The 25,170-nt window shown below is 33.5% G+C and carries 23 protein-coding genes and 1 riboswitch; of the genes, 13 read left to right on the top strand and 10 right to left on the bottom strand.

The annotated features are described in order from the left end of the window. The first annotated feature begins 137 nt into the window (after positions 1–137). The 3 genes from QL232_RS18245 (at position 138) to QL232_RS18235 (ending at position 1,535) form a co-directional block, all read left to right on the top strand. The gene (locus QL232_RS18245) at positions 138–419 is read left to right on the top strand and encodes a hypothetical protein (RefSeq protein WP_281615250.1); all 282 of its coding nucleotides are present in this window, start codon (positions 138–140) and stop codon (positions 417–419) included. Positions 420–486: 67 nt separating this feature from the next. Beyond that, positions 487–960 carry a DUF2235 domain-containing protein gene (locus QL232_RS18240; RefSeq protein WP_281615249.1) on the top strand — a complete coding sequence of 158 codons (474 nt, stop codon included), beginning with the start codon at positions 487–489 and terminating at the stop codon, positions 958–960. After that, positions 948–1,535 (top strand): DUF2235 domain-containing protein, encoded by a 588-nt coding sequence (locus QL232_RS18235; protein WP_348646756.1) that lies wholly within the window; start codon positions 948–950, stop codon positions 1,533–1,535. Before QL232_RS18240 ends, QL232_RS18235 begins: the two co-directional genes overlap by 13 nt. A 21-nt stretch (positions 1,536–1,556) precedes the next feature. Here the strand turns inward: QL232_RS18235 and QL232_RS18230 are convergent, their stop codons facing one another. From QL232_RS18230 to QL232_RS18220, 3 genes are all read right to left on the bottom strand, one after another. Then, positions 1,557–2,342 (bottom strand): hypothetical protein, encoded by a 786-nt coding sequence (locus QL232_RS18230; protein WP_281615248.1) that lies wholly within the window; start codon positions 2,340–2,342, stop codon positions 1,557–1,559. Positions 2,343–2,404: 62 nt separating this feature from the next. Beyond that, complete coding sequence (locus tag QL232_RS18225; RefSeq protein WP_281615247.1) at positions 2,405–2,710, bottom strand: 2Fe-2S iron-sulfur cluster-binding protein; 306 nt, start codon at positions 2,708–2,710, stop codon at positions 2,405–2,407. A gap of 99 nt (positions 2,711–2,809) precedes the next feature. Beyond that, on the bottom strand, positions 2,810–4,561 hold the full coding sequence (locus tag QL232_RS18220) for a sulfatase-like hydrolase/transferase (protein ID WP_281615246.1): 1,752 nt from the start codon (positions 4,559–4,561) through the stop codon (positions 2,810–2,812). 383 nt (positions 4,562–4,944) lie between these two features. On the opposite strand from QL232_RS18220, the gene QL232_RS18215 reads away from it, so the two are divergent. Next, the gene (locus QL232_RS18215) at positions 4,945–5,925 is read left to right on the top strand and encodes an AraC family transcriptional regulator (protein WP_168884451.1); all 981 of its coding nucleotides are present in this window, start codon (positions 4,945–4,947) and stop codon (positions 5,923–5,925) included. Positions 5,926–5,990: 65 nt separating this feature from the next. Here the strand turns inward: QL232_RS18215 and QL232_RS18210 are convergent, their stop codons facing one another. Further along, positions 5,991–6,395, bottom strand: coding sequence for a hypothetical protein (locus QL232_RS18210; RefSeq protein WP_168884450.1), 405 nt, complete (start codon positions 6,393–6,395; stop codon positions 5,991–5,993). Between the two features lie 229 nt (positions 6,396–6,624). Between QL232_RS18210 and QL232_RS18205 the strand changes: the two genes are divergently transcribed. The 3 genes from QL232_RS18205 (at position 6,625) to QL232_RS18195 (ending at position 8,636) form a co-directional block, all read left to right on the top strand. Then, the gene (locus tag QL232_RS18205; RefSeq protein ID WP_281615245.1) at positions 6,625–7,956 is read left to right on the top strand and encodes a polysaccharide biosynthesis C-terminal domain-containing protein; all 1,332 of its coding nucleotides are present in this window, start codon (positions 6,625–6,627) and stop codon (positions 7,954–7,956) included. 67 nt (positions 7,957–8,023) lie between these two features. Continuing rightward, positions 8,024–8,121, top strand: a riboswitch (SAM-I-IV-variant riboswitch). A gap of 59 nt (positions 8,122–8,180) precedes the next feature. Continuing rightward, on the top strand, positions 8,181–8,435 hold the full coding sequence (locus QL232_RS18200) for a hypothetical protein (protein ID WP_281615244.1): 255 nt from the start codon (positions 8,181–8,183) through the stop codon (positions 8,433–8,435). Positions 8,436–8,468: 33 nt separating this feature from the next. After that, complete coding sequence (locus tag QL232_RS18195; RefSeq protein WP_281615243.1) at positions 8,469–8,636, top strand: hypothetical protein; 168 nt, start codon at positions 8,469–8,471, stop codon at positions 8,634–8,636. A gap of 42 nt (positions 8,637–8,678) precedes the next feature. On the opposite strand, the gene QL232_RS18190 is transcribed toward QL232_RS18195, so the two are convergent. Then, positions 8,679–9,113 (bottom strand): hypothetical protein, encoded by a 435-nt coding sequence (locus tag QL232_RS18190; protein WP_281615242.1) that lies wholly within the window; start codon positions 9,111–9,113, stop codon positions 8,679–8,681. Between the two features lie 222 nt (positions 9,114–9,335). Then, positions 9,336–10,718 (bottom strand): cation:dicarboxylase symporter family transporter, encoded by a 1,383-nt coding sequence (locus QL232_RS18185; protein WP_281615241.1) that lies wholly within the window; start codon positions 10,716–10,718, stop codon positions 9,336–9,338. A 259-nt stretch (positions 10,719–10,977) separates the two neighbouring features. Between QL232_RS18185 and QL232_RS18180 the strand changes: the two genes are divergently transcribed. From QL232_RS18180 to QL232_RS18170, 3 genes are all read left to right on the top strand, one after another. Then, entirely contained in the window at positions 10,978–11,682 is a 705-nt protein-coding gene (locus QL232_RS18180) for a cytidylate kinase family protein (protein WP_281615240.1), read from the top strand. A gap of 85 nt (positions 11,683–11,767) precedes the next feature. Next, positions 11,768–14,446 (top strand): cation-transporting P-type ATPase, encoded by a 2,679-nt coding sequence (locus QL232_RS18175; protein ID WP_281615239.1) that lies wholly within the window; start codon positions 11,768–11,770, stop codon positions 14,444–14,446. A 107-nt stretch (positions 14,447–14,553) separates the two neighbouring features. Beyond that, positions 14,554–16,734: a TonB family protein gene (locus QL232_RS18170; RefSeq protein ID WP_281615238.1), complete on the top strand. Its 2,181-nt coding sequence runs from the start codon at positions 14,554–14,556 to the stop codon at positions 16,732–16,734. Positions 16,735–16,849: 115 nt separating this feature from the next. On the opposite strand, the gene QL232_RS18165 is transcribed toward QL232_RS18170, so the two are convergent. Next, the gene (locus tag QL232_RS18165; protein WP_168884441.1) at positions 16,850–17,242 is read right to left on the bottom strand and encodes a hypothetical protein; all 393 of its coding nucleotides are present in this window, start codon (positions 17,240–17,242) and stop codon (positions 16,850–16,852) included. Between the two features lie 395 nt (positions 17,243–17,637). Here QL232_RS18165 and QL232_RS18160 point away from each other — a divergent pair, with 395 nt between their 5' ends. Both QL232_RS18160 and QL232_RS18155 read left to right on the top strand, forming a co-directional pair. Beyond that, positions 17,638–19,059, top strand: a complete 1,422-nt coding sequence (locus QL232_RS18160; protein ID WP_168884440.1) for an MBL fold metallo-hydrolase — start codon at positions 17,638–17,640, stop codon at positions 19,057–19,059. Beyond that, positions 19,060–19,941, top strand: a complete 882-nt coding sequence (locus tag QL232_RS18155) for a Rossmann-like and DUF2520 domain-containing protein (protein WP_168884439.1) — start codon at positions 19,060–19,062, stop codon at positions 19,939–19,941. 39 nt (positions 19,942–19,980) lie between these two features. On the opposite strand, the gene QL232_RS18150 is transcribed toward QL232_RS18155, so the two are convergent. After that, on the bottom strand, positions 19,981–20,832 hold the full coding sequence (locus tag QL232_RS18150; protein ID WP_281615237.1) for a mechanosensitive ion channel domain-containing protein: 852 nt from the start codon (positions 20,830–20,832) through the stop codon (positions 19,981–19,983). 273 nt (positions 20,833–21,105) lie between these two features. Here QL232_RS18150 and QL232_RS18145 point away from each other — a divergent pair, with 273 nt between their 5' ends. Continuing rightward, the gene (locus QL232_RS18145; RefSeq protein WP_281615236.1) at positions 21,106–22,035 is read left to right on the top strand and encodes a sulfite exporter TauE/SafE family protein; all 930 of its coding nucleotides are present in this window, start codon (positions 21,106–21,108) and stop codon (positions 22,033–22,035) included. 40 nt (positions 22,036–22,075) lie between these two features. On the opposite strand, the gene QL232_RS18140 is transcribed toward QL232_RS18145, so the two are convergent. Beyond that, the gene (locus QL232_RS18140) at positions 22,076–23,635 is read right to left on the bottom strand and encodes an arylsulfatase (RefSeq protein WP_281615235.1); all 1,560 of its coding nucleotides are present in this window, start codon (positions 23,633–23,635) and stop codon (positions 22,076–22,078) included. 10 nt (positions 23,636–23,645) lie between these two features. Further along, a complete protein-coding gene (locus QL232_RS18135) occupies positions 23,646–25,121 on the bottom strand; it encodes an arylsulfatase (protein ID WP_281615234.1) in 1,476 nt (491 codons plus the stop codon). Positions 25,122–25,170: the final 49 nt, after the last annotated feature.

Raw genomic sequence — 25,170 nt, 5'->3', positions numbered from 1 at the left:
TGATAATTAAATCAATATATGGATATTTAAATCATTTTTTGAGTACAATATAAAGAATAATAGGTTGTATTAACCCTGTTTTACAACGGCACACATTTTTCATATTTACCATTGATTTTCAACTTAAAACATGAATTATGAAATCTCAAATAGTATTAATCTCTAGCTTAACAATTTTGGCATTAACGTCAATGTCTTTTGGCTCTAAGTCTGTGGATAATCTACAAAATAAGAAGTGGTCATATTGTTGTAAGCATCCATCACATGCGAAGTATAGTGGCAATCAATCAGTTTGTGATTATACAAAGCAAACTTATACTACTAAAGAAGCTTGTGAAAAAGGTAAACAAATCCATATCTCAGGACCAGCAAATATGAAAGCTCATTTAAATTACTGTAGTCCATGTTCTTCAAACTAAATGGAATATTTTCTACTATGTAATTAAACTTTCACATCTCTTATAACTACTCTTAACAACCAATAAAATGAAAAAGATTGTAATCTGTGCCGATGGTACTTGGAATAAACCCGAAAAAAAAGAATCAGATAATCCTTCTAACATATTAAAAATTGCTAGGTGTATTTCACCTGATCACCAACAACAAGTTTTCTATGATCAAGGTGTTGGATCATACGGTACTTTTTACTCTAAATTTGTTGGAGGAATCACCGGACAAGGAATTCAGAAAAATATTACGGATTGCTATCGTTACCTTGTTCAGAGCTATTCTCCAGGTGATAAGATTTATCTTTTTGGTTTTAGTAGAGGCGCATATACAATTAGAGCATTGTGTGGTTTAATCAACAACTGTGGAATTCTAAAAAGAGAAAATGCAGAAAAGATAAATCAGGCATTTAGTATCTATAAAAACTGTGGAGATGATTTCAGCCCAAATGGTATTAAGGCTAAGGAGTTTTATAAAACTAATTCACACCCTTTAAAGAAATTACATTTGTAGGTGTTTTTGATACCGTAGGAGCACTTGGTATCCCATTTCCGAAACTAAAATTTCTAGAAAGAGGAAAATACGAATTTTATAATTGTAAGGTATGTTCTAACATAAAAGTGGCTAGACATGCCCTTGCTATTGATGAAAAACGAAACGATTTCAAGCCTACTTTTTGGTTAGGAAATAAGAAAACTGATCTGAAGCAAGTTTGGTTCTCAGGAGTGCATAGAAATGTTGGAGGACAATATCCAGCAGATGAAGATCAATCTATTATTAGTGATATCCCTTTGAAGTGGATGTTAGATGAAGTTTCTAAACTCCCTAATGGAGATGCACTTACATTTGAAAACCATATATTCGAAAGATTAACAAATAACCCTTTAGCAAAACTTCATAAATCTCGGGTTTGTGTTTACTACTTACGTAAAAAATACAATCGACCTATCAACCATGGTACATCAAAAACCCTAATTCATGAGTCAGTAAAAATGCGTTGGAATAAAGATGAAAGCTATAGACCTATACAACTCAAGAAGTTTTTAGAAGAAAATAATTTCAATTGGGATAAATTTATGGTCAAATAAAGGAGTATTTTGTATTTCAATTTATAATTGAATCCTTACACTTTCTGTAATCTCTTTTGTAATAAAATTATCGGCTATTGAAAAAAGCAGCATTTCTGTAAAATAAAGTTCCTTCCGTTCATCATTCCAAAGTTTTTGATGGACGGCTTTGATCAATGTATTCATACAACAATATGCCTCATTTTTAGGAATGTATAATTGTTTGTCTCTATTTGAAATGTATTTTTGTTCGATATGGAATGCATCTTCAATATGGTATTTATCAATATGTTTTAAACGTATAAGTACGTCCATATCAAAGGCTTTCATTTTTGAATTCCTACCTAATGGGATGGGGAAATATTTTGTACCAGCATTTCTGGATAAGATCAACCAATTTAATGTATAGGCCACTCTTGCATCATAGATAATGCATTCCTCGGGACACATAAATGAAGCCACTTTTGAGTATGAAGCAATACGTTCAAAAGGCTGTATTCCCTTTTCAATAAAGTTATTGATTAATGGTATAGTCTCTTTTTTCGAAGCTGCTCTTATTCCTCCCCACTTTATAATAATCCACATTGAAAGCTCTTCAAATTTGGTTCTATCACTTTTATAATAATTATGGAGTGCATGATGAACGATAGTTTTTACTTTAACTTCCCTATTGTATATAGACTGTTGTAGTAGATCCGACAATTCGTCCTTTGATATTAATCCAAAATCTACCAATCCTGATATATCTGCATTCCATAAATAAAGTTGTTCTAATTGGTTTTTGTAAGGTGCTAAAGCGTTAGTTATTGCTGTGATATCGAATTTCATGATAGAATAACAGGATAATAATATAGGAATTAAAAAATTACACTATAGTGTTGATCTGTAAATTAACTCTTGCCTAACAACCTTTCCATTTTTTCTTTGTGGGCTTTAAAAAGCTTTACTTTCTCTTTACGCTCCTCTAATAAATCATCTCTTTGAAGTACATACTTTTCATTCTCATCAGGAGGAATTCCGCAAGATAATTTCTTTTCACCATCTACTTCAACAAGACAAGAATTGCAGGTTCCAAACTGACGTAGTGTTTTATAACAAGGAGCTGTAATGCTTAATTTGTGTTTTCTGCATACATCAAGAACTGTTTTGTTCCTTGGTCCTACTTCGTATTCTTTATTGTCGATAGTTATTTTCATATAGATATAAATTTTGGCAATTATACTTGATAAGAATTTAACAACATAAAAAAGGCCATCGACTTTTAACATCAATGGCCTTCTATCTATCTTTTTTGATTAGTTGCCTTCACTTGCCGCTTTAAAAGCATTCCAACTTTCGTCGACTTGTACCAATTGATGGTCTTTTTCATACTGTTTATAAGTGGCTAACATCTGATCAAATTTACCTTTCATTTTATCCTCTAATGGCATACTTTCAGATGGATCTTTTACTACATCATATAGATGCCATTGCCCATCACCAAACATACCTTTTCTTACTTTAATCAGCTTGTAATTCCCTTGCATAATGTAAGCATTACCAAACAGTTCAAAGGCATACCATTGTTTATCATTACGGACTATATCAGATTTTCCATCTAAGAATGGTCTTGCAGAAATTCCTGTTGGTGTGACCACTTTCTTTCCTTTATAAGTATCTCCTGGATGTTGAATACCTGCATAATCTAAAATGGTCATCGGTAGATCTTTCACAGACATCACCACATTACTCATTTGTCCTGCTCTAGAATAATTGTCTTTTGAGGCTCCTGGAGGAACTATTATCATAGGTACTCTTACACCACCTTCACCAATAAACCATTTCCACCAAGACAAACCACCCGTTGCTGCATTGGCCCAAGCTGTACCGATGTAATTCGACGAATTGGCTGTACCAATACCTTCAAAAGAAGTATCATAATTATTGGCAATCCATTGCCCAAACACCTGATTTCCTGTATTGGGGTTTTCAGCTTCCATACCTTCTGGTCCATTATCCGAAAGATAGACAATTAAAGTATTATCCATTTGTCCAGATTCTTTGAGATAATCTAATATCTGTCCAATACGGTTGTCCTGATCTTCAATCTCTGCTGCATAAGTAGCAAATACCTTAGCTTGATACTCTTTTTCTTTTTGACTTAGCTGAGACCATTTCTTTACCAAATCATTCTCGGGTGCTGGTTGTGCACTATGTGAGATTAACCCTTTCGCTTTTAATCTTTCATAGCGGTATTGTTTTAATCCCTCATACCCTTTTTCCAGATAAAATTTATAATGTTTTTCAACTAATTCTGGTGGTGCTTGAATAGGAAAATGAGCAGTAGTAAAAGCCATCCAAGAGAACCACGGTTTCCCTTCAGCTTTTGCCTCTTTTATAAAATCAATCATTTGTTTTGTGTAAAGCTCTCCAGAATACACTCCTTCAGGTCTATTGTATTTCTCACCATTTAACGTCCAATGTTCCTTAAATTTCTTATGCATAAAATCTGGATCAGAAAAAATTGGAGTCATTCTTAAATCGTTCCAGTGATTGGATCCACCCGATAGGATACCAAACTCTTTGGTAAAACCCCATTCTAATGGAGTGTATCCACCTGCTGCTTCACCCCCTAAATGCCATTTTCCTACTTTCAATACTTCATACCCTTCATCATTAAATAATTGAGATAACGCTACAGCATTTCTAGTCAGATAACCTTCATACCCCGCTTTTCCCTTAGATGCAGGGTAGAAAGAATAATCAAAAGAGCCTAGGCCTACCTCGATATTATTACAACCTGTCATTAACATAGACCTTGTTACTGAACAAACTGGTGAAGCATGAAAATTTGTAAACCTTACTCCCGATTCTGCTAAACGATGAAAATTGGGGGTTTTGATTTCAGAAGCATACACTCCTAAATCTCCGAAGGCAATATCATCACCTATTAGTATTAGTACATTGGTTTTATCTTTTTTATCGGATGACGACTCTGTATTGGTAGAGCTTGAGTTACAACCGTACAAAACGGTAGCAATCAGTAATAAACTTAAGATGTGTCTCATTTTTATAGTTAATCTATTGAAGTACGTGTCTTGTACTTTGCTTGGGTTTTAATTATTTATTTATCGAAGTAATCACTAACTAAAATAATGAACTTATTGAGTATAGTTGAAGAAATAACAAGAATGTTGTACATAATATATTTATTATCTAGGTACATCAGCATATAATACAAATTCCATAGTATATTCTAATAGTAGTATTCCACTAAGGAGTAAGGTGTCCTATTCATTATCAGCATATTTCATAGTACTTTCTAAAGATATTATTACAACTATATATCAGTTTCTTTTTGATAAGAGTACATTTTGAAATAAATGCATTAACTTAATTATCGTTTTGATAACAAAGAATAATCTATAATTGATATAACGCAGAAACTACAATGCTAAGAGAAAATTTGCATTTAACTTTAGACAAATGGGGTTCTTTCTTTAATTCCAAAAGAAAAGGAGATTTACTTACTTTTGATAATGAATTAGCGACAGGAAGTATCGAAGTTATAGATTGTAATGAGAAAATGGATCTGATTAAGTTTGATGTTACTTTTCATGAAGACTTCCACCACCCTAGACCAAAAGAAGTAGAAGAGGCTCCATTTATTACCCTTGTTTTTGGTGATCCCTTTTTTGGCGGGAACAAAGTAGATGATAATAATGAAGATCAAGTCATCAATCAATTGAATTATAATTCTGTTGGAGCTTTTTGCTCTAACTCCGATTCAAATTTAGATTGGAAGTATAGAACCAATGAACATATCAAGCTATTTATCGTTCGTATCTCAAAAGAATACTTCAACTATTACATCCACCAAGACAAAGGACTAACGGCACTAATGTCTCTCGATAAAGTCTTTTTTGTCTATGAAGAATTTGATAATAAAATGATCTTCTTTTATGATGAGGCATTTTCAATGAAATCGACAGAGATTTTCTATAAAGATCGAATGGAAACCTTAGGAAAAGCCATGCTTAATCGCTTCTTTCTCAATGTATCGATTCGTGAAGATATTACTGAATCCAATACGTATAGCTTTAATATTGAACCTATATTTAAAGCACACCGTTTGTTGGAGTCTACAACAGATAAAATCATCCCACTAGAAGAATTATCTCGAGAAGTAGGTTTAAGTGAAAGCCGTTTGAGGTTCTTATTTAAGCAAGTTTTCGGTATGACAATCACTACATTTCATACCAATGTGAGGTTAGAAAAGGCAAAACGATTATTGAGGGAAAGACAAAAAACCAACCTTATGATCGCAATGGATTTAGGTTTCTCCAGTGCCAGTCATTTTTCTACTGCCTTTAAAAAGAAGTATAAGATCACACCAAAAGAATATCAGACGAATTTATCGTCAAATTCATAAAAAAGAAAAAGGTCATCCGTAACATAATAGTTTCGGATGACCTTTATTCATTTATTTTAAATTAATTATCTAGCTTCTTCGAATATAAACGAGCCCATTAAAAAACCATTGTTGCTAAACTGCTGCATGACAATCTGGTCCTTTGAAAATAAGTTTTTCTTGTAACTGATCATTACAATCACATGTCCATCTTCACTTCTTTCAGTGTAGATCTTTTCACCATTTTCCTTTTTTTGATACTCGTAGGTATTAATATATTTATTATTTGATTCTTGTCCACTAAGAAATGCCAACTCAATACCCTCTTCTGTTTCTTTTGCTTCGACAGCTAAGTGTTCAAACTGTTCTTTTTCTCTCTGAGTGAATTCTGGATATGCACTCATCTCCGCTACCTCAAATCTTGTTTGAGAAAATGATGTATTGGATAAAGCCAAAAAGAATAATATCGATAAGAGTTGTAATAATTTCATAGGTGAATCTTTTGTTGTTTATACCCTTACTAACGACAATATATTAAAAATCAATCACTTGTTTAAATATTATTAAGAAAACATAAACAGTAAATGACAATTGAATTTTATTGATGATAAATGGTTATGTATAATGAAAAACGAATATTTAGTTGCAACTTGCGACTTATATTTATTAATACTATCTATTAATCCTTATTTTTAATATAGATGTTGTTACTACCTAATAATGAAATTACTCATACGTCAATTCACAGAGAGACCTTTTCTATCTTCGATTACTATCACTGTAAGCGAGTTATTTATTAATTACTCTCTCCTATTATTTATCACTCATTTATTTGAAGCTTCTGTTGTAGGAAAATGGTTTTTATTCCTCGCGGTTTACAATGTCTCTATTAATATTAGAGAAGGTGTTTTGTATGCTTCATTAGTCAAGTTTTCTTCTGGAAAAGAAGCAGATGTACAATATTCATCCTTCAAAACCGTATTCGTCAGTTTATTACTTATTGAAGGAATAATTGGTAGTATCATTTTAGCGGTCGGTTTATTTAATCTATTCCCTGAAATTAGTAGTTTATTGGTCCTCTACCCTATCTACTCAATCACTAATAATAGTTTAAAATGGATAGAAAATATTCATAAGAGTAATAGGCAATTACATAAAACTGTACTGATCAATATATTTACTATTATCTGTTTGGGTCTTCTTTGCTATGGTTTATGGCAACTTCAACAGCCAAAATTAGAGGATCTAATATGGGGTTTAAGCGGAATGTATACGGTAGTATTTTTCCTATCACTTTCTACACTTCCCATTTTTAAGATCATCAAAAGTAAATTTAACCCTAAGACCTTTAAACAAATTATATTCTATGCTAAACAAGGTACATTAAAGGCAATTTTTGGTACGATAGCATCAAGAATGACGTTATTTATTTCGGCTGGATTATTATCATTAGAAGTCACAGCAGTATTAGGATTAGCACAACGGTATTTAATAATTATACTCGCTTTAGGGAATTCTATTCAATTGATTTTCTATCCTAAAATTGTGGTCTTGTTTGAAAGCGGTCAGCTCAATAAATTTAAGAATGAATTCAAAAAGACGTTGGTCAGAGTCTATTCTTTAATACTGCCTTTATCTCTGATTTTCATGATAGTGATTAAACCAATTATTATCTTTTTACATGGAGAAGTCTATGCCGATGCCTACTACTTATTAGTTATTTTAATCTTATCGTCCTTATTTAATCCATTAGGGGCCTTCTTTGGTAGTTATACCAATGCTATTGGCAAACCGCAACATTCTACCAATGTAGTCGTACTCAACAGCTGTATTTTGATCGTTTCTTCTTACTTTTTCATTCACTTTTTGGGTGAATTAGGTACGGTACTTCCCTCTTTATTTACTGAGTTTATTGGTTTTATTTTGATCACTTATTACTTTATAAAAAGAGAAAGGATCAATATAGTCTCATTGATTTACTTTTTGCCAAAATGCTATGCTATCTATTTTAGAAAAGGAAAACAAATACTTTTTCAATACTCCAATAAATAAAACTCTACCAAATCAGTAGATTTTTATAAAATGATTTGGATTACATAATTTAATTCCTTTAAATTTGTATCAACATCAAGAATCCTTGAATGGATGCCAACCGAGCACTAGCCACGGTGGTAGAATGGATGTGGTCCAGTAGGATGGACAAAAACGCCTACCTTACCATTCTCCAAAATTTTTCTTGATGTCATGAATTTATGTTTCATCGTAAACGCTATTTTATGACATTTACAGAAGATTTTTATCTTAACAGTATCGAAAAGTTATCATCACTTTCAGATGATGAACTCATCCACTCTTTTAATAAAGAGGTGGGAAATCTTGGATGGACCTCCACAAGAGGTGCTTATCTTTCTGCACTCAATGATGCCATTTCTCAACGGAATTTCAAAGGAACTCCTTTAATTATAAGAGGGGGTAGAATGTCGATAAAACGACATATTTCTCTTAGAAACAACCAGCTTGAGTTAGTTTAATTTTCTTTATTTAACTATTTAAAAAAATACATCATGAGTTTAGCACAAGATATATATATCCAATTTTTAGATCACTTTTCATCACTTACTACAGATGAATTAAGAACCTTGGCTCAATCAGCCAATGAGCAAGCAGTATCACATCATAATCATACGATGGTACTTGCTCTACAAGACGTTTTAAAGGCAAGAGGCGTTTAAGAACAGAAAAGAGGTTGTTAAGTACTTTAACAACCTCTTCATTTATATTACTTTTCTTTCTTTAACGAGAAACACATCACAATAGGCTTCTGCTTTTCTTAGTGCAGACCCCATTGTCCTACAAATATCTTGTGGTATTTTAGGGCGAGCTATAATATTTACACCCTGAACAATTACCTTCCCCACCACATTCGGTATCACTATAAATGATTTTTTTAGAATGTGATCAAATTTTGATTCTGTTTCTCTCAAACTTAAACCGAATGCCACTCTCGACTCTGCACTTAACCATTTTAGAGTAGAGACATCTACAACCATTACTACTTCCATATCAAGAAGTGTAAAGATCTTGTTCTTAAGTTGTCTATATTCTGCAATATCTGAAACGTTAGGCTCTTCTTTCGTAACAGTTAGTGTAATTATTGGTAGTTGAGATAAATCAAATTTTGCAGCTTTACAATTATATTCTGTCTTCAATGTCTGATAACGTTTATACGATTTAATTTTATAACAGAGCTGTTTGATGAATAGTTCATCAATTTACGACAAAATCTACAAATAGTACAATAATAACACTTTATACAACCAACTAAAAATAAGTCAATAATAAAAAAGAGCCCATTCTCAATAATTAAAAACAGACTCTTGGATAATTCTAATACAAATGTAACCAATTACATATATATTAGAATCTTATATTTAATTTTCTTTATTAAAGGTTTCCATATCCATTAATCCTTCTCTCTTTGAAATGAAGGTTGCAGCTGAAGATACTCCAAATATATTTGTAGCTGTCCTTCCCATATCTATCAATGAATCTACAGAAAGTACAAATGTTAGGACAATTCCCATAACTTCTGGTGTTATACCCATAATTGTCATTGCTGTTATTGCTGCAAATGACGCCGTTCCTGGTAATCCTGCAATTCCAAAAGAAGAAATCACAACAGAAATAAACATGGTTATTAAAACACTTGGTGAATAAAGTGCCAAGTTACCTCCCATTGCATTCGTTACCCCCACTGATAGTACGATCATAAATACAGGCCACATTGCTCCACATGCATTCATACCCATTGTGGTTCCCAAAGATGCGGCAATATTCGCTGTTTCAGTATCAACACCATTTCTTTCTTCTAAAGAATTTATCGTAACAGGTAAGGTTGCTCCACTAGATTGTGTTGAGAATCCGGTAATGATTGCTGGCATTAAATTCTTCAAATGTTTCACTGGATTCACTCCATTCAACATTTGTACTACTAAATGCATTACAAAGATTAATAGCATAGTGAAATAAGCGACAAAGATAAACTTGGCTAAATCGGAGAATAATGAAGGACCTTTCTCAGCAACCGCCATTGTCATTAACGCTAATACCCCATAAGGTGTCAGTTTAATAATGGTCATTGTCATAGAATTGATAATGATTTTAGAAGCATCTAATCCTTTAATCACCATTCCCATTTCATCTGGTTTTCTTGAATTCATTCTTCTCACTGCTATACCGATCAGCATTGCTACCAGAAGAGTACCTATGATATTATTATCACTGAAGGCTTGGAATATAGAGGTGGGGATATTTTTAGTAAATCCATAAATCACGTTACCAAGTGATGCATCACTTAGGGCATCAATTCTATTGGCATATCCTTCTGAAATATTTTCTGTTGAAAACTTAGAAACATCGATAATTTTATCAAATCCGAAAATGGAAGCGGTTCCTAGTGCAATTGCTGCTGCACTTGTTACAGAAATCACAAAATAGGCAACAATTTTGCCTATCCTCTGTCCTACATTACTATCATTACTTAGATTCACCAATGTATGTGAAATACTAATAAATACGATAGGAACAATCATCAACTTCAGAAAACGAATATATATATTAGACACTGTCCTGATATAATGTTTAATCTCTTGATAGGCTTCTTGAGGAAGAAAAGCATATAAAGCCCAACCAAATAAAATACCCAGTGCAATGGCTGTAAGATTTCTTTTGTGGAATTTAACCTTCTGATTGGACATATAATTCAGTATCCATAGAAGACCAATAAAAATAATTAATGCTATAAACTCGAACATAATAACTACATAAGTAAGTAGTACTCAAAAAGATATCTAATCACTTTTTAAATACTCTAGTATTTTTATAGAAATTTACACAAAAAATTAGTTTCCCTTCGTCTATCCTTCATTATTTAATAATTGTTTGCAGATAAAATCAATTCATAAAAATCAAACACACCCGATACTTATCATCATTTTCTAGTGATTTACATTACCCAAACGGATCTATATAAGTGTTATATTTACACATATAATAACTAAAAGCCCAACAACCATGGAACCGCACATATATAATTACCTAATTCAAAAAGAACTCCGAAGTATACAGGCTCCAAAAACAAACGGACTCATAGTATGTATATCTAGAAACTTTGGCGTTCAAGCTAGAAAACCAATAGAAAACCTTATTGACAAATTAAACAAAAATGAAGTAGGATATTCCTTATTAAGAAGACCTTGGAAATTAGTAGACTATACCATTTTACATAATATTGCCAAGGAACTTAAAGTAGGAATTCAAGAACTCAACGAATTTACACCTATTGAACATAAAGGGATCATTGAACAAATGATGTACGGTCTAGATTTTAAAAGAAATAAACTAGACGAAAAACTTTCTGATGCATTAAAAACCGTTATTTATTCATTCTTTGAGAGAGGTAATGTTGTTTTTCTGGGAAGAGGAGCAACAAGTTTTACAGCTGGAATACCTAATGCTATGAATATTAGGGTCCATGCATCAGAAGCCTATCGGATCAGGCAGTACGCAACATCAAACGATCTAGACCTTGGTTATGCAAGAGAACGAGTGAAAAGGAAAGACAAAAAGCGAAAACAATTTCTGAATTATATCTCACAAACCGTTCCTATACCATTTGATTTGGAAATTGACAGAGAAGAATTATCCGACCTAACATTAACGGAATGTCTTTTCTCATTTGTGCGATCTAAAGAAAACGAACTTTTGCATAATGTTTAATGGTCTTGCACTCTCATACTACTTGTTATGGGAGTGCTTTTTTTATGCCTAGACAATTAGAATTTTCAACATAAACACTATAAAAATGAATACTATACAACATTACCACCTCCTTTCTGAAAGGCAGGTGATCGACCGGTTAGAATCAGATAAACATAAGGGTTTAACTTTAGAAGAAGCAGATAAAAGGTTGTGGATATATGGAGAAAATAAACTTACTCCTCCAAAAGGTGAACCTCCTTGGAAGATATTTCTAAAACAGTTTCAACAACCACTTATATATATTTTAATCGTCGCCGGAATTGGTGTTGGTTTCCTTGGTGAGTGGATTGAAATGGGTGTTATTTTAGGAGTTGTCCTTATCAATGCTATCATCGGATATTTTCAGGAAGTTAAAGCTTTAAAGGCGATTCAAGCGTTAAGTAAAAACCTTAAAGAACACTGTTTAGTACTAAGAGATGGAAATAAACAATCTATCGATACACACCAATTAGTTCCTGGTGATATTATTTTCTTAAAAGCGGGAGACCGAGTTCCTGCAGATGTTAGAATATTAGAAGCGAAAGAATTAAAAATCGATGAATCTGCTTTAACAGGAGAATCGCTACCAACAACAAAAAACTGTGGAACTTTCTTAAAAGAAAAGGGTATTGGAGACCAATCGAATATGGCTTTCTCTACTACCCTAGTTACTTTCGGAACTGCGACCGCCTTAGTAGTTGCAACTGCAGACCAAACAGAAATTGGTAAGATTAATAAGTTAATTGCTCATGCAGATATATTGGTCACACCACTAACAGAAAAAATTGAATACTTCAGTAAAATTCTTCTTTGGATAATTCTTGGTTTAGCCAGTATTGCCATACTCTCAGGGCTATACAGAGGACATTCCATTGTCAATGTATTAATGGAAGGAGTAGCTTTGGCTGTTGGAGCAATTCCTGAAGGTTTACCTACTGTTGTGACGATTACCTTAGCCATCGGGGTTTCTAGGATGGCCAAAAGAAAAGCTATTATTCGAAAGTTACCCGCAGTAGAAACTTTAGGAAGCACTACAGTAATATGTTCTGATAAAACAGGAACACTCACGCAAAATGAGATGACTGTTCAGAAAATAATGGCTGCCCACACTGTTTATTCACTCTCAGGTGTAGGATATTCCCCTTTTGGAGAAATCAGTTTAGATGATAAAAAAGTTGATGTACATTGTTCAAAAGCATTATTTGAAACTCTCTTAGCTGGAGTACTTTGTAACGCTTCAAACCTTATTCAGGAAAAAGGTACTTGGAAAATTGAAGGTGATCCAACAGAAGGAGCATTAATTACTTCAGGGATAAAATGTGGAATTCCCCTTCATCAAGTAAGAAAAGGTTATTCTCTTATTGATGAAATTCCTTTTGAATCTGAATACCAATATATGGCTTCCTTATATCAAAATGGCAATAGTCAGGTAATCTATATTAAAGGTTCTCCTGAAAAGTTACTTCCGAGATGTAAAAACATATTAGATCAAAATGGGAAGACTTCATCTATTGAATATGATAAAATTCAGAAGAAATTAGTTTCGTTTGCCAAAGATGGGTTAAGAGTTCTTGCTTTTTGTAAAAAGGAGATCCTTAAAAAAAGAGGTATAGACCATGAAGATGTGGATACCAACCTGACCTTTTTAGGGTTTCAAGCAATGATAGATCCGCCTAGACCTGAAGCAATCTCTGCTGTAGAAGTATGTCATCAAGCAGGTATTGAGGTGAAAATGATTACTGGTGACCATCAGATTACAGCAACATCAATTGCTCATCAATTGGGCATCATCAATAATAATGATGCATCTTTTAGTATCAGAGGAGAAGAATTAAAAGACCTCAATCAAAAAGAATTATCGGAGATAATCGATGATAAACAAGTCTTCGCAAGAGTCAATCCGCATCAAAAACTCATACTAATCAAAGCTTTGCAAGAGAAAAACAATATAGTTGCAATGACGGGTGATGGAGTAAATGATGCACCCGCTTTACGACAAGCAAATATTGGTATTGCAATGGGACTAAATGGTACGGAAGTCGCCAAAGAAACTTCCGATATGATTCTTACTGATGATAACTTCTCCACTATCAAAGATGCTATTGAAGAAGGAAGGAACGTATTTGACAATCTAATTAAATTTATTATCTGGACGATTCCTACCAATGTAACTGAAGGCCTTGTTATTTTAGTTGCTTCTTTACTCGGCTTGATGTTACCGATAACACCACTTCAGATTTTATGGATTAATATGTCAACGGCCATATTTTTAGGTGCAACCTTAGCTTTTGAAAAGCAAGAAATTAGTTGCATGAATAGACCTCCTCAGCCTCCGAATACACCAATTCTTACGCATCAGATGCTTTTTAGAATTACTTGGGTCAGCCTCTATTTAGTTGCATCTATATATTTCCTATTTGATATGCTTATGGATCAAGGAATTCAAGAAGAAAAAGCTCGAACTATTTGTGTCAATTTGATTGTATTTGGAGAGTTATTCTATCTTTTCAATACCCGATCTTTAAGACATTCTGTATTCAAAATAGGCTTTTTCAGTAATCCTTGGCTTATCGGTGGTGTAATTACTATGATATTACTTCAGTTAATTTTCACCTACTCCCCTGCCATTAATTCTATTTTTGGTAGTACGCCTATCACTCCTTACGACTGGGCTTGGATTATCGGTTTATCCGCCGTTCTTTATTTATTAGTGGAACTTGAAAAAGGAATTAGAAGATTATAATATTAGCAGTTGGTACGAAAAACATCATTTGTCACATATTAATATGTTTGGCTTTTGATGTTTTTTACTAATTTTAAGAGAGACTACTTTCATTAAAACACACCAACATGTTCAAGAAGCAACTACTTATTCTTATACCTTTATATTTTTTCATCAGTTCTATCTATGCACAGTCCAATAAGATTGTATTTTTTGATAGCCTTTTTAACAAAACAGAAAATATTACTGAAGCATCATTTATGCAGAGAATTCGATATGATGCCAAAAAGGAGTTATACCTCAATAACATCAACAATTTTAAAAAAGGGTATAAATATTCTTCTTTTTACTCTTCAGACAGTTTAGGTTTAGTAAAAGAAGGAAAGTACAAACAATGGCATAAGAATGGGAACCTTGCCTTTGATGGAGAAATTCTAAACCGAAGAAAATATGGACCTTGTAAAACGTACTATGAAAATGGGAAATTAATGGATCTGACTGCTTATCCTTTAGTGGAGTTAGGTAAGGGTAAACTAGTAGAGTTTTACGATCCCAATGGTAAACAACTGATTTCTAACGGAAATGGTCCTTTTATAAAGTACTGGGAGGACAATACTGAAATGGTCAAAGTAAAAGGACAGTATAAGGACGGCTATAAAATAGGACAATGGATAGGTTATGATAGCCTAGGAAATATCACTTTTGAAGAAGTATGGAAGAACAAGAAGCTGGTAAAAGGTATCAGATATACGGAGAACAATCAACAGAAAGAATATACTCGATTATATGAAAAACCTAAGCCGGTGATGGGCATGTCCGCTTTAAATAATCTCATCATGAAAAATATCGTTTACCCTCCAAATGCAATTAATAAACAATTGATGGGTTATGTTAGGGTAAGTTTTAATATTAATGATGAAGGGAATACCAAAAACGTAAAAATTCAAAATTCATCCAACACAATATTCGAAAATGAAGCCCTTAGAGTATTTAATCACATTCAACCAAAATGGGAAAAGGGGTTGTTTAGAGGTAAAATTCAAGAAGATAAACTAGTTCGGTATGTTGTCTACTTCCAATATGCTTTCGAAAGAAAATACTATTATTTTAAGGTAAATTCTCCTTACCTCCTCACTAAAAATATGTATCCAACATATACTAGAGAAGTAGCCTATTATCAAGGCACTGTATCTAAAATTGGAGAGAAATATAATCATAGCATATCTTACCTTTCAACAGGTCAATTGTATAAAGAATATTCTACGAAAGACCTAAAAGGATATAAGAAAGATGGTTTATACCAAGAATTTCACCCTAATGGTAGAGTGAAAAAAGAAGGGCACTTTGTAGATAAAAAGAAAGATGGATTATGGACTTATTACGATAACTCTGGTAATAAGGTATTAGATATCCCAGAGAATAAAACGTTTAGTAAGAAGAGAAAGTTTGAGAATTATTCAAGCAACAACGATCTTGATGTAAAGGAAATTCTGAATCAAGGTACTGCTGATTCTATTCAATCTAAACTAAATGACTTCCCGTACGTCTACCATTTCACAAGCTACCATTCTCCTTTAACAAAGAAGTTGAAAAGAAGCCGTTATTCAGAATATCGACATATCATTAATAAAAGTGGTGAACTCTCTCAGTATACTAAAGAAGGGCAATATTTATTAAAGGATGGCAAAGGAATATTAAACTTTTATGATGAAAAATCTGGCTTGGTCATTTTTGGTGATTTTAATAAAAATTGGAATGAAGACTACCTAATAGTTGTGGATACAAGTCAACATGGTATTCCTGAATACGAGGATGATATTTTCTTTCTTGGAAAATTTTATAAAAATAAAGAATATATAAAGTTTACTTCTAACAGCGAAGCAACTCAGCGTATCATTGATCAAAATTATAAACAAGATCCTGTATTGATATTCAATATATCTTCTATCGATAAAGAAGACGGTATGTCACTTTTTATGGATCATTTCTTTAACCCTCTCATTCGTTTTGCTTTGTATGAAGAAGTCTATGTGAGAAAAAATGAAAGACAACCCAATGGCGAAAAGTTTGATTATCGTATTTCTGTCAATCAAGATCAAGAATATACCTTAACACTTTTAGATGATCAAGGGAGTGAAATTTTACCTCTACTTTCAAAGCATCTGAATCAATCGAATTATCAGCAACTCTTTAAAAATTTAATAGATAGCTTACTTGGAGATTTACCAGAATTTGAAGCATCTGTCAATAATTTTAAAACATATTCATCTTCTATAGACACTCCAAGTGCCTATGATCAAGTACGATAAAGATAAAAATGATGGAAAAAAAATGTCACACTGAGAATAAATTCAGTGTGACATTTTAGATCTTCGTAAACTGTATGCATTCTAACAGAACGAATACTAAAAGATTTATATTTTTTTAATAATTCAATCTAGTTAATTCATTTTGAGAACAATCCAATTGCCAACAAGATGGTCTTAATTGTTCACGATGAAATAACACTCCTTCGTTTCCAACGATATTCAAAGCTTTTCCAGTCTCACAACCTTCCATAATTTTTTGGCGGTAGGATACTCTATATATTGATCGTTCATTATGTTCGATTAGTATATAATCACAACGATACATGGTTTTGTTACCATCTATTATTTCCTCTACATAACATTTTGTGTCTCCGGTAAACTCAACCCTGAGGTTTTGTACACCGTCTACCTCATATACTCCCACTGGGAAATGACTTGTCACCAATCCATTATTAGCACATGAAATCGTTAGTAGGGCAAAGGATAATAAGATAAAAAATTGTTTCATTTAATAAAATAGTGTCTGTATAATCAAAATTGGTGCTTTTAAATTAACGAAAAATGATGAATAATTGATACGTTTTAAGATTTAATAAATGTCATTTTTCATTAGAAATCAAACAATTAATCTAATTCACTATCTATAATCAATCTAAAAGAGTATCGGTATGATAAGGTAATCTGATACCTTGCATATCACAGAAGATCACTTGTATCTGCAACAAAAAGGAGTTTTACGTGTTAAGTTTACCTTGATTAATCGTTTCGTTCTCTGGAGCATCAAAAATAAAATTACTCAGCATCAAGAGTTAAAGAAAAAATTCAAAAAAAATTCTCTTAATATAAATCTTTTGATGCTAACTTTGGAGACAGTTCGTATCCACTATTTCATATAAATATAAAATGAGACTCACTTTTTGGGGAGCAGCACAGCAAGTAACTGGAAGTATGGCCTTGTTAACTTTAGACGATGGCTATCAAATTTTGATTGATTGTGGTATAGATATGGCCAACCTTTCTGAGGCTGATCCACTCTACCCCAATTCGGCTTTTCCATTTGATGTTTCTTTGGTCAATTTGGTAGTGGTAACCCATGCACATTTAGATCACTCCGGTAAATTACCGAATTTATATAAGGAAGGATACGAAGGACAAATTCTTTGTACGTCCGCGACAGCATCTCTAACACAAATTTTGTTAGAGGACTCTGCGCGTATTAATCAGAGAAAACTTAAGGCTTACAATAAGAAAAAATCTAAAGGACAATCTGTAGAACAATACTCTTTTATTCCAGAAAACCTTTATACTGAAAGTGATGTATCTGCCACTATGCAAGAGGTAGTACCTATCCAATTTAGTAGACGATTTAATATTAAGCCCGGAGTATGGGTAACTTTCTTGCCTGCAGGACACTTATTGGGTGCTGCACATGTTTATCTAGAGATTGATGATAATGGGGAAAGAAAAACCTTTTTATTCTCTGGTGATATCGGACGTCAAGATTATCCACTATTAAATGACCCGAGTGAAGTTCCTGAAGCAGATTATGTAGTTTGTGAAACTACTTACGGTAACCGTGAACACTCTCAAATAAGTGATTCTACTAAAGATCTTCAAGACGTTATTCAACGTACTTGTGTGGATATGCCTGGGCGATTGATTATTCCAGCATTTAGTATTGGTAGAACACAAGCCGTATTGTTTGAGCTACACAAACTTTTTGTTGAAGGTAAATTGCCTCCAATAAAAATATTTGCAGATAGCCCATTGGCGATGCAAAGTAATCGTATCTATGAAAACTCAAAGCACCTTTTAAATAAAGAAGCGAAAGATTTTATGGAGGATTATGATAGTCTTTTCAATTTTGAAAATATAGAATACCTTCAGAAACAAAATGATAGTAAGGCTATTTCAAATTATAACGAGCCTTGTATTATCATTTCTTCATCTGGTATGTTAGAAGGAGGACGTATTCAGCATCATATTCAAGCTAATATGGGGAACCCTTATGCTACTGTCTTGATGGTTGGTTTCTCAGCAGAAGGTACTTTGGGAGCTAGACTCCGAGATAATGAAGGGTCACTTCGTATTGGTTCAGAAGAACATACTATTCATTGTAAAATTGAACAGACAGATTCTTTTAGTGGACATGGTGATGTCAAAGATCTTGAACACTTTATCACTCAACAAGACAAAAATAAAGTGAAGCAGATCTTTTTAAACCACGGTGAAGAAGAATCTATGGAAGCGTTTAAAAATAGAATTGAGGCTCTAGGATACAATAATGTTGTTATTCCTAATAAGGGCCATGAATTTATTGTATAAATGAAAAGAGTCACTTTAATTGGAGCCGGTAAAGTTGCTTCACATTTGGGACTAGCATTAGAAGATCAAGGAATTGTAATTGAAGAAGTATACAGTCGAGATCTAAGAAATGCCAAACGTTTGGCAAGACAGTTTTATGATGCTCGTCCGACAGATCAATTAAACTTTTCGAACAGTATTGCAGAAGTCTTTCTCATTGCTGTTACCGATAATGTTATTGATGAAATTGCAAGAAATATCATTCTTCCAAATAGAAAAGCGATATTAGCACATACCTCTGGAGCCACACCCATGGAAGTTCTCGCAGAGGCAACACCCTCAATTGGTGTATTCTATCCTTTGCAAACTTTTTCTCATGACAAAACAGTAGATTTTAAAGAGGTTCCTATTTGTATTGACGGTACTTCTGAGAAAACATTAGATGTCTTAGCTGAAATTGCAGTAAAATTAACACCAAAGGTATATCACTTAAATAGTGAAGAAAGAAAGAAATTACATATCTCTGCGGTCTTTGCCTGTAATTTTACAAACCACTTATTAGAAATGTCATCACAACTAGCGGAACATGCTGGTATGAAACTTTCTGATCTTAAACATCTAGTCGATGAAACCATAGAAAAAGCATTTGCTTTGCCTTCACCGAAAGATGGGCAAACTGGTCCTGCCATTAGAAGAGATTATAAGACAATCAAAAGGCATCAAAAAGAATTAGAAAAGGAATTTCCAGAGATGCTTACTACATACAATGTACTTTCGGATTCCATTATGGAACAGGAAGGCAGGTATAAAACTGCAGAACAAATAAGAGAAGAGATTATCGAAGAACATCAACGTAAAAATGATGACCTTGACAATGAACATTTTGATGACTTCGATTTATAGATATAAATAAAAAGCCCTAGAGTTCTTCTAGGGCTTTTTTTAATATTCTTGCAATTCCAAAGGCAAACTTTCTTTTTCTCTCTGTAAATGTAAAACACGCTGAGGAAAAGGGATCTCAATATCATTTTGATCTAATGCTATTTTACAAGCCTCTAGGGTTTCAAATCTGAAGTCCCAGTAATCGTTAACGGAAACAAAAGCTCTTACTTCTAGGTCTACCGAACTTTCTCCAAGGTTTGTTACCACTACTGCAGGTAAACCATCTTGTTTGATAATTCTTTTATCTCTATTTAAGACATCCATCAATACTCTTCGAGCTTCCTTGATATTTGCCCCATATGAAATTCCTATGGGTAAGTCTACTCTCGATAAATCCTCAGAAGAAAAGTTTTTAATTACACCTCCTGCCAATCCACCATTGGGAAGAAATACTTGTCGCATTCTTGGAGTTCTGATAGTTGTAGAGAAAAGGCCTATTTCAATAACATTCCCTAAATGTCCATTGGCTTCTATAAGATCTCCTTTTTTAAAGGGACGTAGTGTTAGCAGTAATGCACCTCCTGCAATATTGGCTAAAGACCCTTGTAATGCCAAACCAATCGCTAAACCAGCCGATCCTAACATTGCGACAAACGATGTTGTCTCTACTCCTGCCATATCTATCGCCCCGATAAATATGATCACTTTTAAGGCGATATTTGTTAAGGAAGTAATAAAATCGATTAGAGAGTGATTTGTAGATTTCTTCTTGATCTGAACCTTGATCAATTTCGTTAATTTATTACCGATATAGTTACCAATAATCAGGAACATAATCCCTTGTCCCAATTGCAAACCATAACGCGAAAATAATCGAATGAGGTCATCTTGATACTGAGTAATCTCTTCCATGAAAATAGTGTAGTTTTATAATTAATGTTTTATGATTTAATAGATAAAATTTACGGTGCTAACTATTTTCAGGATGTCTAATTGATGAAGGTTATACACTAAAAAAGTAAAAAAACTTTCAATGAATTTTAACGGAGGATTTATTATTGATCTAGGTTAATTTTTCTACCCAATTATGTGATTTAGATTCTACCTAACAAGAATTAATGAAAGTAATGAAATCGATGAATATTTCAGAATTTTATCACCTAACTAAATAAATTCCTGTTTTTAATGATGAACGAGATATCCATCAAACAAATATTCCTGGCACTATTGGTTCTTTCCGGAATATGGTTCTGTATCGCTTTATTTAATTCGTATAAAAATCAAAAAGCAAAGACTAATGTAAATAAAAAAGAAGCTATAGGTTTAGCAATTACAGGGTTCGTCGCGAACTTTTTTGATACTTTAGGCATTGGCTCTTTTGCCATTATGACCTCCTCATTTAAGAACTTCAAACTTGTGGATGATAAACTAATCCCTGGTACTTTGAATGTGGGTGTTGCCATTGTTTGTATCACTCAAGCCTTCTTATTTATTGATGCTGTAAAAGTGGATACATTGACACTAATGTCTATGATTGTATCGGCTTTAGGTGGGGCTTTAATAGGTGCTAGTATTGTATCTAAACTAAACAAACAGCACATTCAACTTGTCATGACAATCGCTCTATTTATTATGGGTATTACCATGATCTTAAAGATGGCAGGTTTACTTCCTGGAGGTGATGAAGCTTCTTCAGTTAATGGGTTTACAGGTGGGAAATTAGTTATTGCCTGTGTTGCCAATTTTGTCTTTGGTGCATTAAATACCATCGGAATTGGCCTGTTTGCTCCTTGTATGGTCACGCTATCATTACTTGGATTACATCCTTCTTGTATCTTCCCAATTATGATGGGTTCAACTGCATTATTAGTTCCTTTTGCAGGGATTAAATACATCAAAGAAAACGTTCATAATATGAATGGATCTATTTTGATCAATATATTTGGAACAATAGGTGTCTTTGTTGCTTTTTTCTTGGTAAAACAAATGGACCTTGTCATGCTAAAATACCTTGTGATTATTGTAGTAGGCTATACCACTTGGGAAATGGGGAAATCTTATATCAAGTCTAAAGTGGATACTAAAAAAGAAAATCAAAGATTACAAAATCAGTAAATAAAAAAGCCAAGTAATTAAAAACTACTTGGCTTTATTCTTATTTCAACTCTAACTTATTGTCTACACCTTTTTTCCATTCTCCTCTAATTTCATAGAATTCTTCCAACAGCTCTTCTACGACCTCTGGATATTGATGAGCAACATTTTTAGTTTGTGATAGGTCATTTTCTAAATCAAATAACATCAACTCTTCATTATTACCTAACTCTATATCTACGAATTCATTTCTTTTCTTTCCTTTATAACTTGGTATTAAAATCCATTTCCCTTTTCTGAAAGAGGTTCTTGTAGTAGCTTCTAGAACCAAAGAAGTTCTACCTGTCTTATCCTGTCCTAAAAAAGAGGATAAGATATTTTTTGAATCAGGTCCCTTAATATTACTACCTACTAAGGCTGCCAAAGAAGAAAATAGATCTATTTGGCATACCAGTGCATTGGAAACTGAAGGTTCAATTTTACCTTTCCAGTAAGTAATAAATGGAACATGTGCTCCTGCTTCAAATAATGAATACTTACCACCACGTAAAGGTCCTGCAGGTTGATGATCCCCTACTAACTCCACTGCTTTATCATAATAACCATCATTTAACACTGGACCATTATCTGATGACAGAATGATTAATGTATTTTCTAGTATCTCTTCATTTTCGAGAGTCTTCATTAATTCTCCAATACACCAATCCGCTTCTAAAATTACATCTCCTCTAGGACCTTGACCTGATAAACCTACAAACCTTGGATGTGGTGTTCTTGGCACATGAGGTTGTTGCATGGTATAACTTAAGAAAAATGGTTTATCAGTTTTAGATTGAGTTTGAATATACGACTTTACTTTTCCTAAGAAATGATCTGCCATATCTACATCACTCCATAATGCAGACTTGCCTCCTTTCATGTAACCAATTCTTGGAATTCCATTTACTATCGTATTATTATGCCCGTGGTGCCACATCATTGTCACTAACTCTGGATTGTCTTTACCCGTTGGCTGACCTTCAAAATTTTGATCATAATCTACTTCGATTGGGTCATTCATATCCAGGTTTACCACATTACCGTCTTCTATGTAAACTGTAGGTACTCGGTCTTGTGTAGCGGCCAAAATATAGGAGTAGTCAAACCCTACATCATTTGGACCTGGATAAATTCGTTGATTCCAATCTTTGTTCTCATTGCCTAAACCTAAATGCCATTTTCCAATAATAGCCGTTTCATACCCTGCCGATTGTAACATTTTTGGTAAAGTGACTTGAGTCGTATCGATTAACATTGGAGCCGTACCAGGAAGAATTTTAGCGTTCTTTCTCCATGGATATTGCCCCGTAAACGCTGCATATCGAGATGGTGTACAAGTAGCAGAAGTGGCATAACCATTTTTAAAATTTACTCCTCCTTTAGCTAGAGCATCCATGTTAGGAGTTGTAAACCCCTTTGCTCCATTGATACTGATATCTCCAAAACCAAGGTCATCTAAGTAAATAAAAATGATATTTGGCTTTTGGGCTGTTAAATCTTTGCTTGAAGTTGCTTTTTGCTGCTGTTGACAACTGAAGAAAAAGATAGATAAAACAGTTGTAATTAATAATTTGTAATTCATTATATATTATCTAAATATGTTGATCAAATTTTGGAAATAGTGTAGAAGGTGAATGTGCATCCGACATAATCAGAAGTAACTCATTGACCTTTGCAGGATATTCTTCAGAAAGGTTATTTCTCTCGTACGGATCAGTATCCAGATTGTATAATTCTATAATCGAATCAGTAGCTGAAAAGGCCTTTAATTTCACCAATTTCCAGTGACCTTGTCGTATAGCTTGACGTCCGCCTTTTTCATGGAATTCCCAATAGAGATGTTGATGATTGGATTGTTTTTCACCTTTTAAGGTTGGAACAATTGAAATTCCATCTATCTGATGATTAAAGTTGAGATCAGCAATTTCTGAGAAAGTTGGCATCATATCCCAAAAAGCGGATACATGATCTGAAACACTTGCTTTTGGAACCACACCATCCCAACGAACAATCATTGGAACTTTAATTCCCCCTTCATATAAATCTCTTTTTACACCTCTTAAACCTCCATTACTATTGAAAAAATCTGGAGCTGCTCCTCCTTCTGTATGGGGGCCATTATCAGAAGTAAAAATAACTATCGTATTCTCTAACAAATCATGCTCTTCCAACTTAGCAATCACTTCTCCTACTTGTTGATCTAAGAGTGAAATCATTGCTGCGTAAGTAGCTTTGGGTTCAGGTTGGGAAGCATATCTAGCAATATTAAATTTATCACTTCCATAATCTGCTCCCTTTTTATTATTGATAAATGCTTCCTCATTACCAAACTTTGCTCTATACTTTTGTAATAGGTCACCCTCAGGTAAAAGTAATTCTGCATGAGGTACCAGATTTGGGTAATAAAGAAAGAAAGTGGCACTCTTATGATTATCTATAAATTCTAATGCTTTCTGATGGATTAAATCTCCTGAATAAGTCACCTTATTATTGAAATCATTTCCTTCCAACAACACCTTCTTATCATTATGCCATAAGTGCTTAGGATAATAACGATGTGCCTCTTTCTGGCAATTGTATCCATAAAACTCATCAAAACCCTGATTATTGGGGTCGCCCTCAGAACCTGGATAACCTAGTCCCCATTTACCAAAAGCTCCAGTGATATATCCCTTTTCTTTTAAAAGTTCTGCAATAGTGATACTTTCTTGTGGTAGCGGAACCTGACCTTCTGTAAATTTTTTCGTTGGTTTATTTCCTCGAATAGCTGTATTCCCTGTGTGCAAACCTGTTAGAAAGGTAGACCTTGACGGTGCACACACAGAACTGCCTGCATAATGGTTGCGAAACAGCATTCCATTTTTAGCTAATAAATCAATATTTGGTGTTTCAATTTTTTCTTGACCATAACACCCTAAATCACCATAGCCTAAATCATCTGCTAAAATATAAACGATATTGGGCAGGTTTTGTGGATGTGTATTATCTACTGTACTTTTCTTTGGAGATGTACATCCAAAAACAATACAGTAAATAAATAATGAGATTATAAGTTGTTGTTTAATCATTGTTTGCCTGGTTAATAGTTATGGAAGATGAGCAGTTCAATTGTAAAAT

This window comes from Flammeovirga sp. SubArs3 (assembly GCF_947387565.1).
Lineage (GTDB): Bacteria > Bacteroidota > Bacteroidia > Cytophagales > Flammeovirgaceae > Flammeovirga > Flammeovirga agarivorans.
This window is presented reverse-complemented; position numbering and strand designations above follow the sequence as displayed.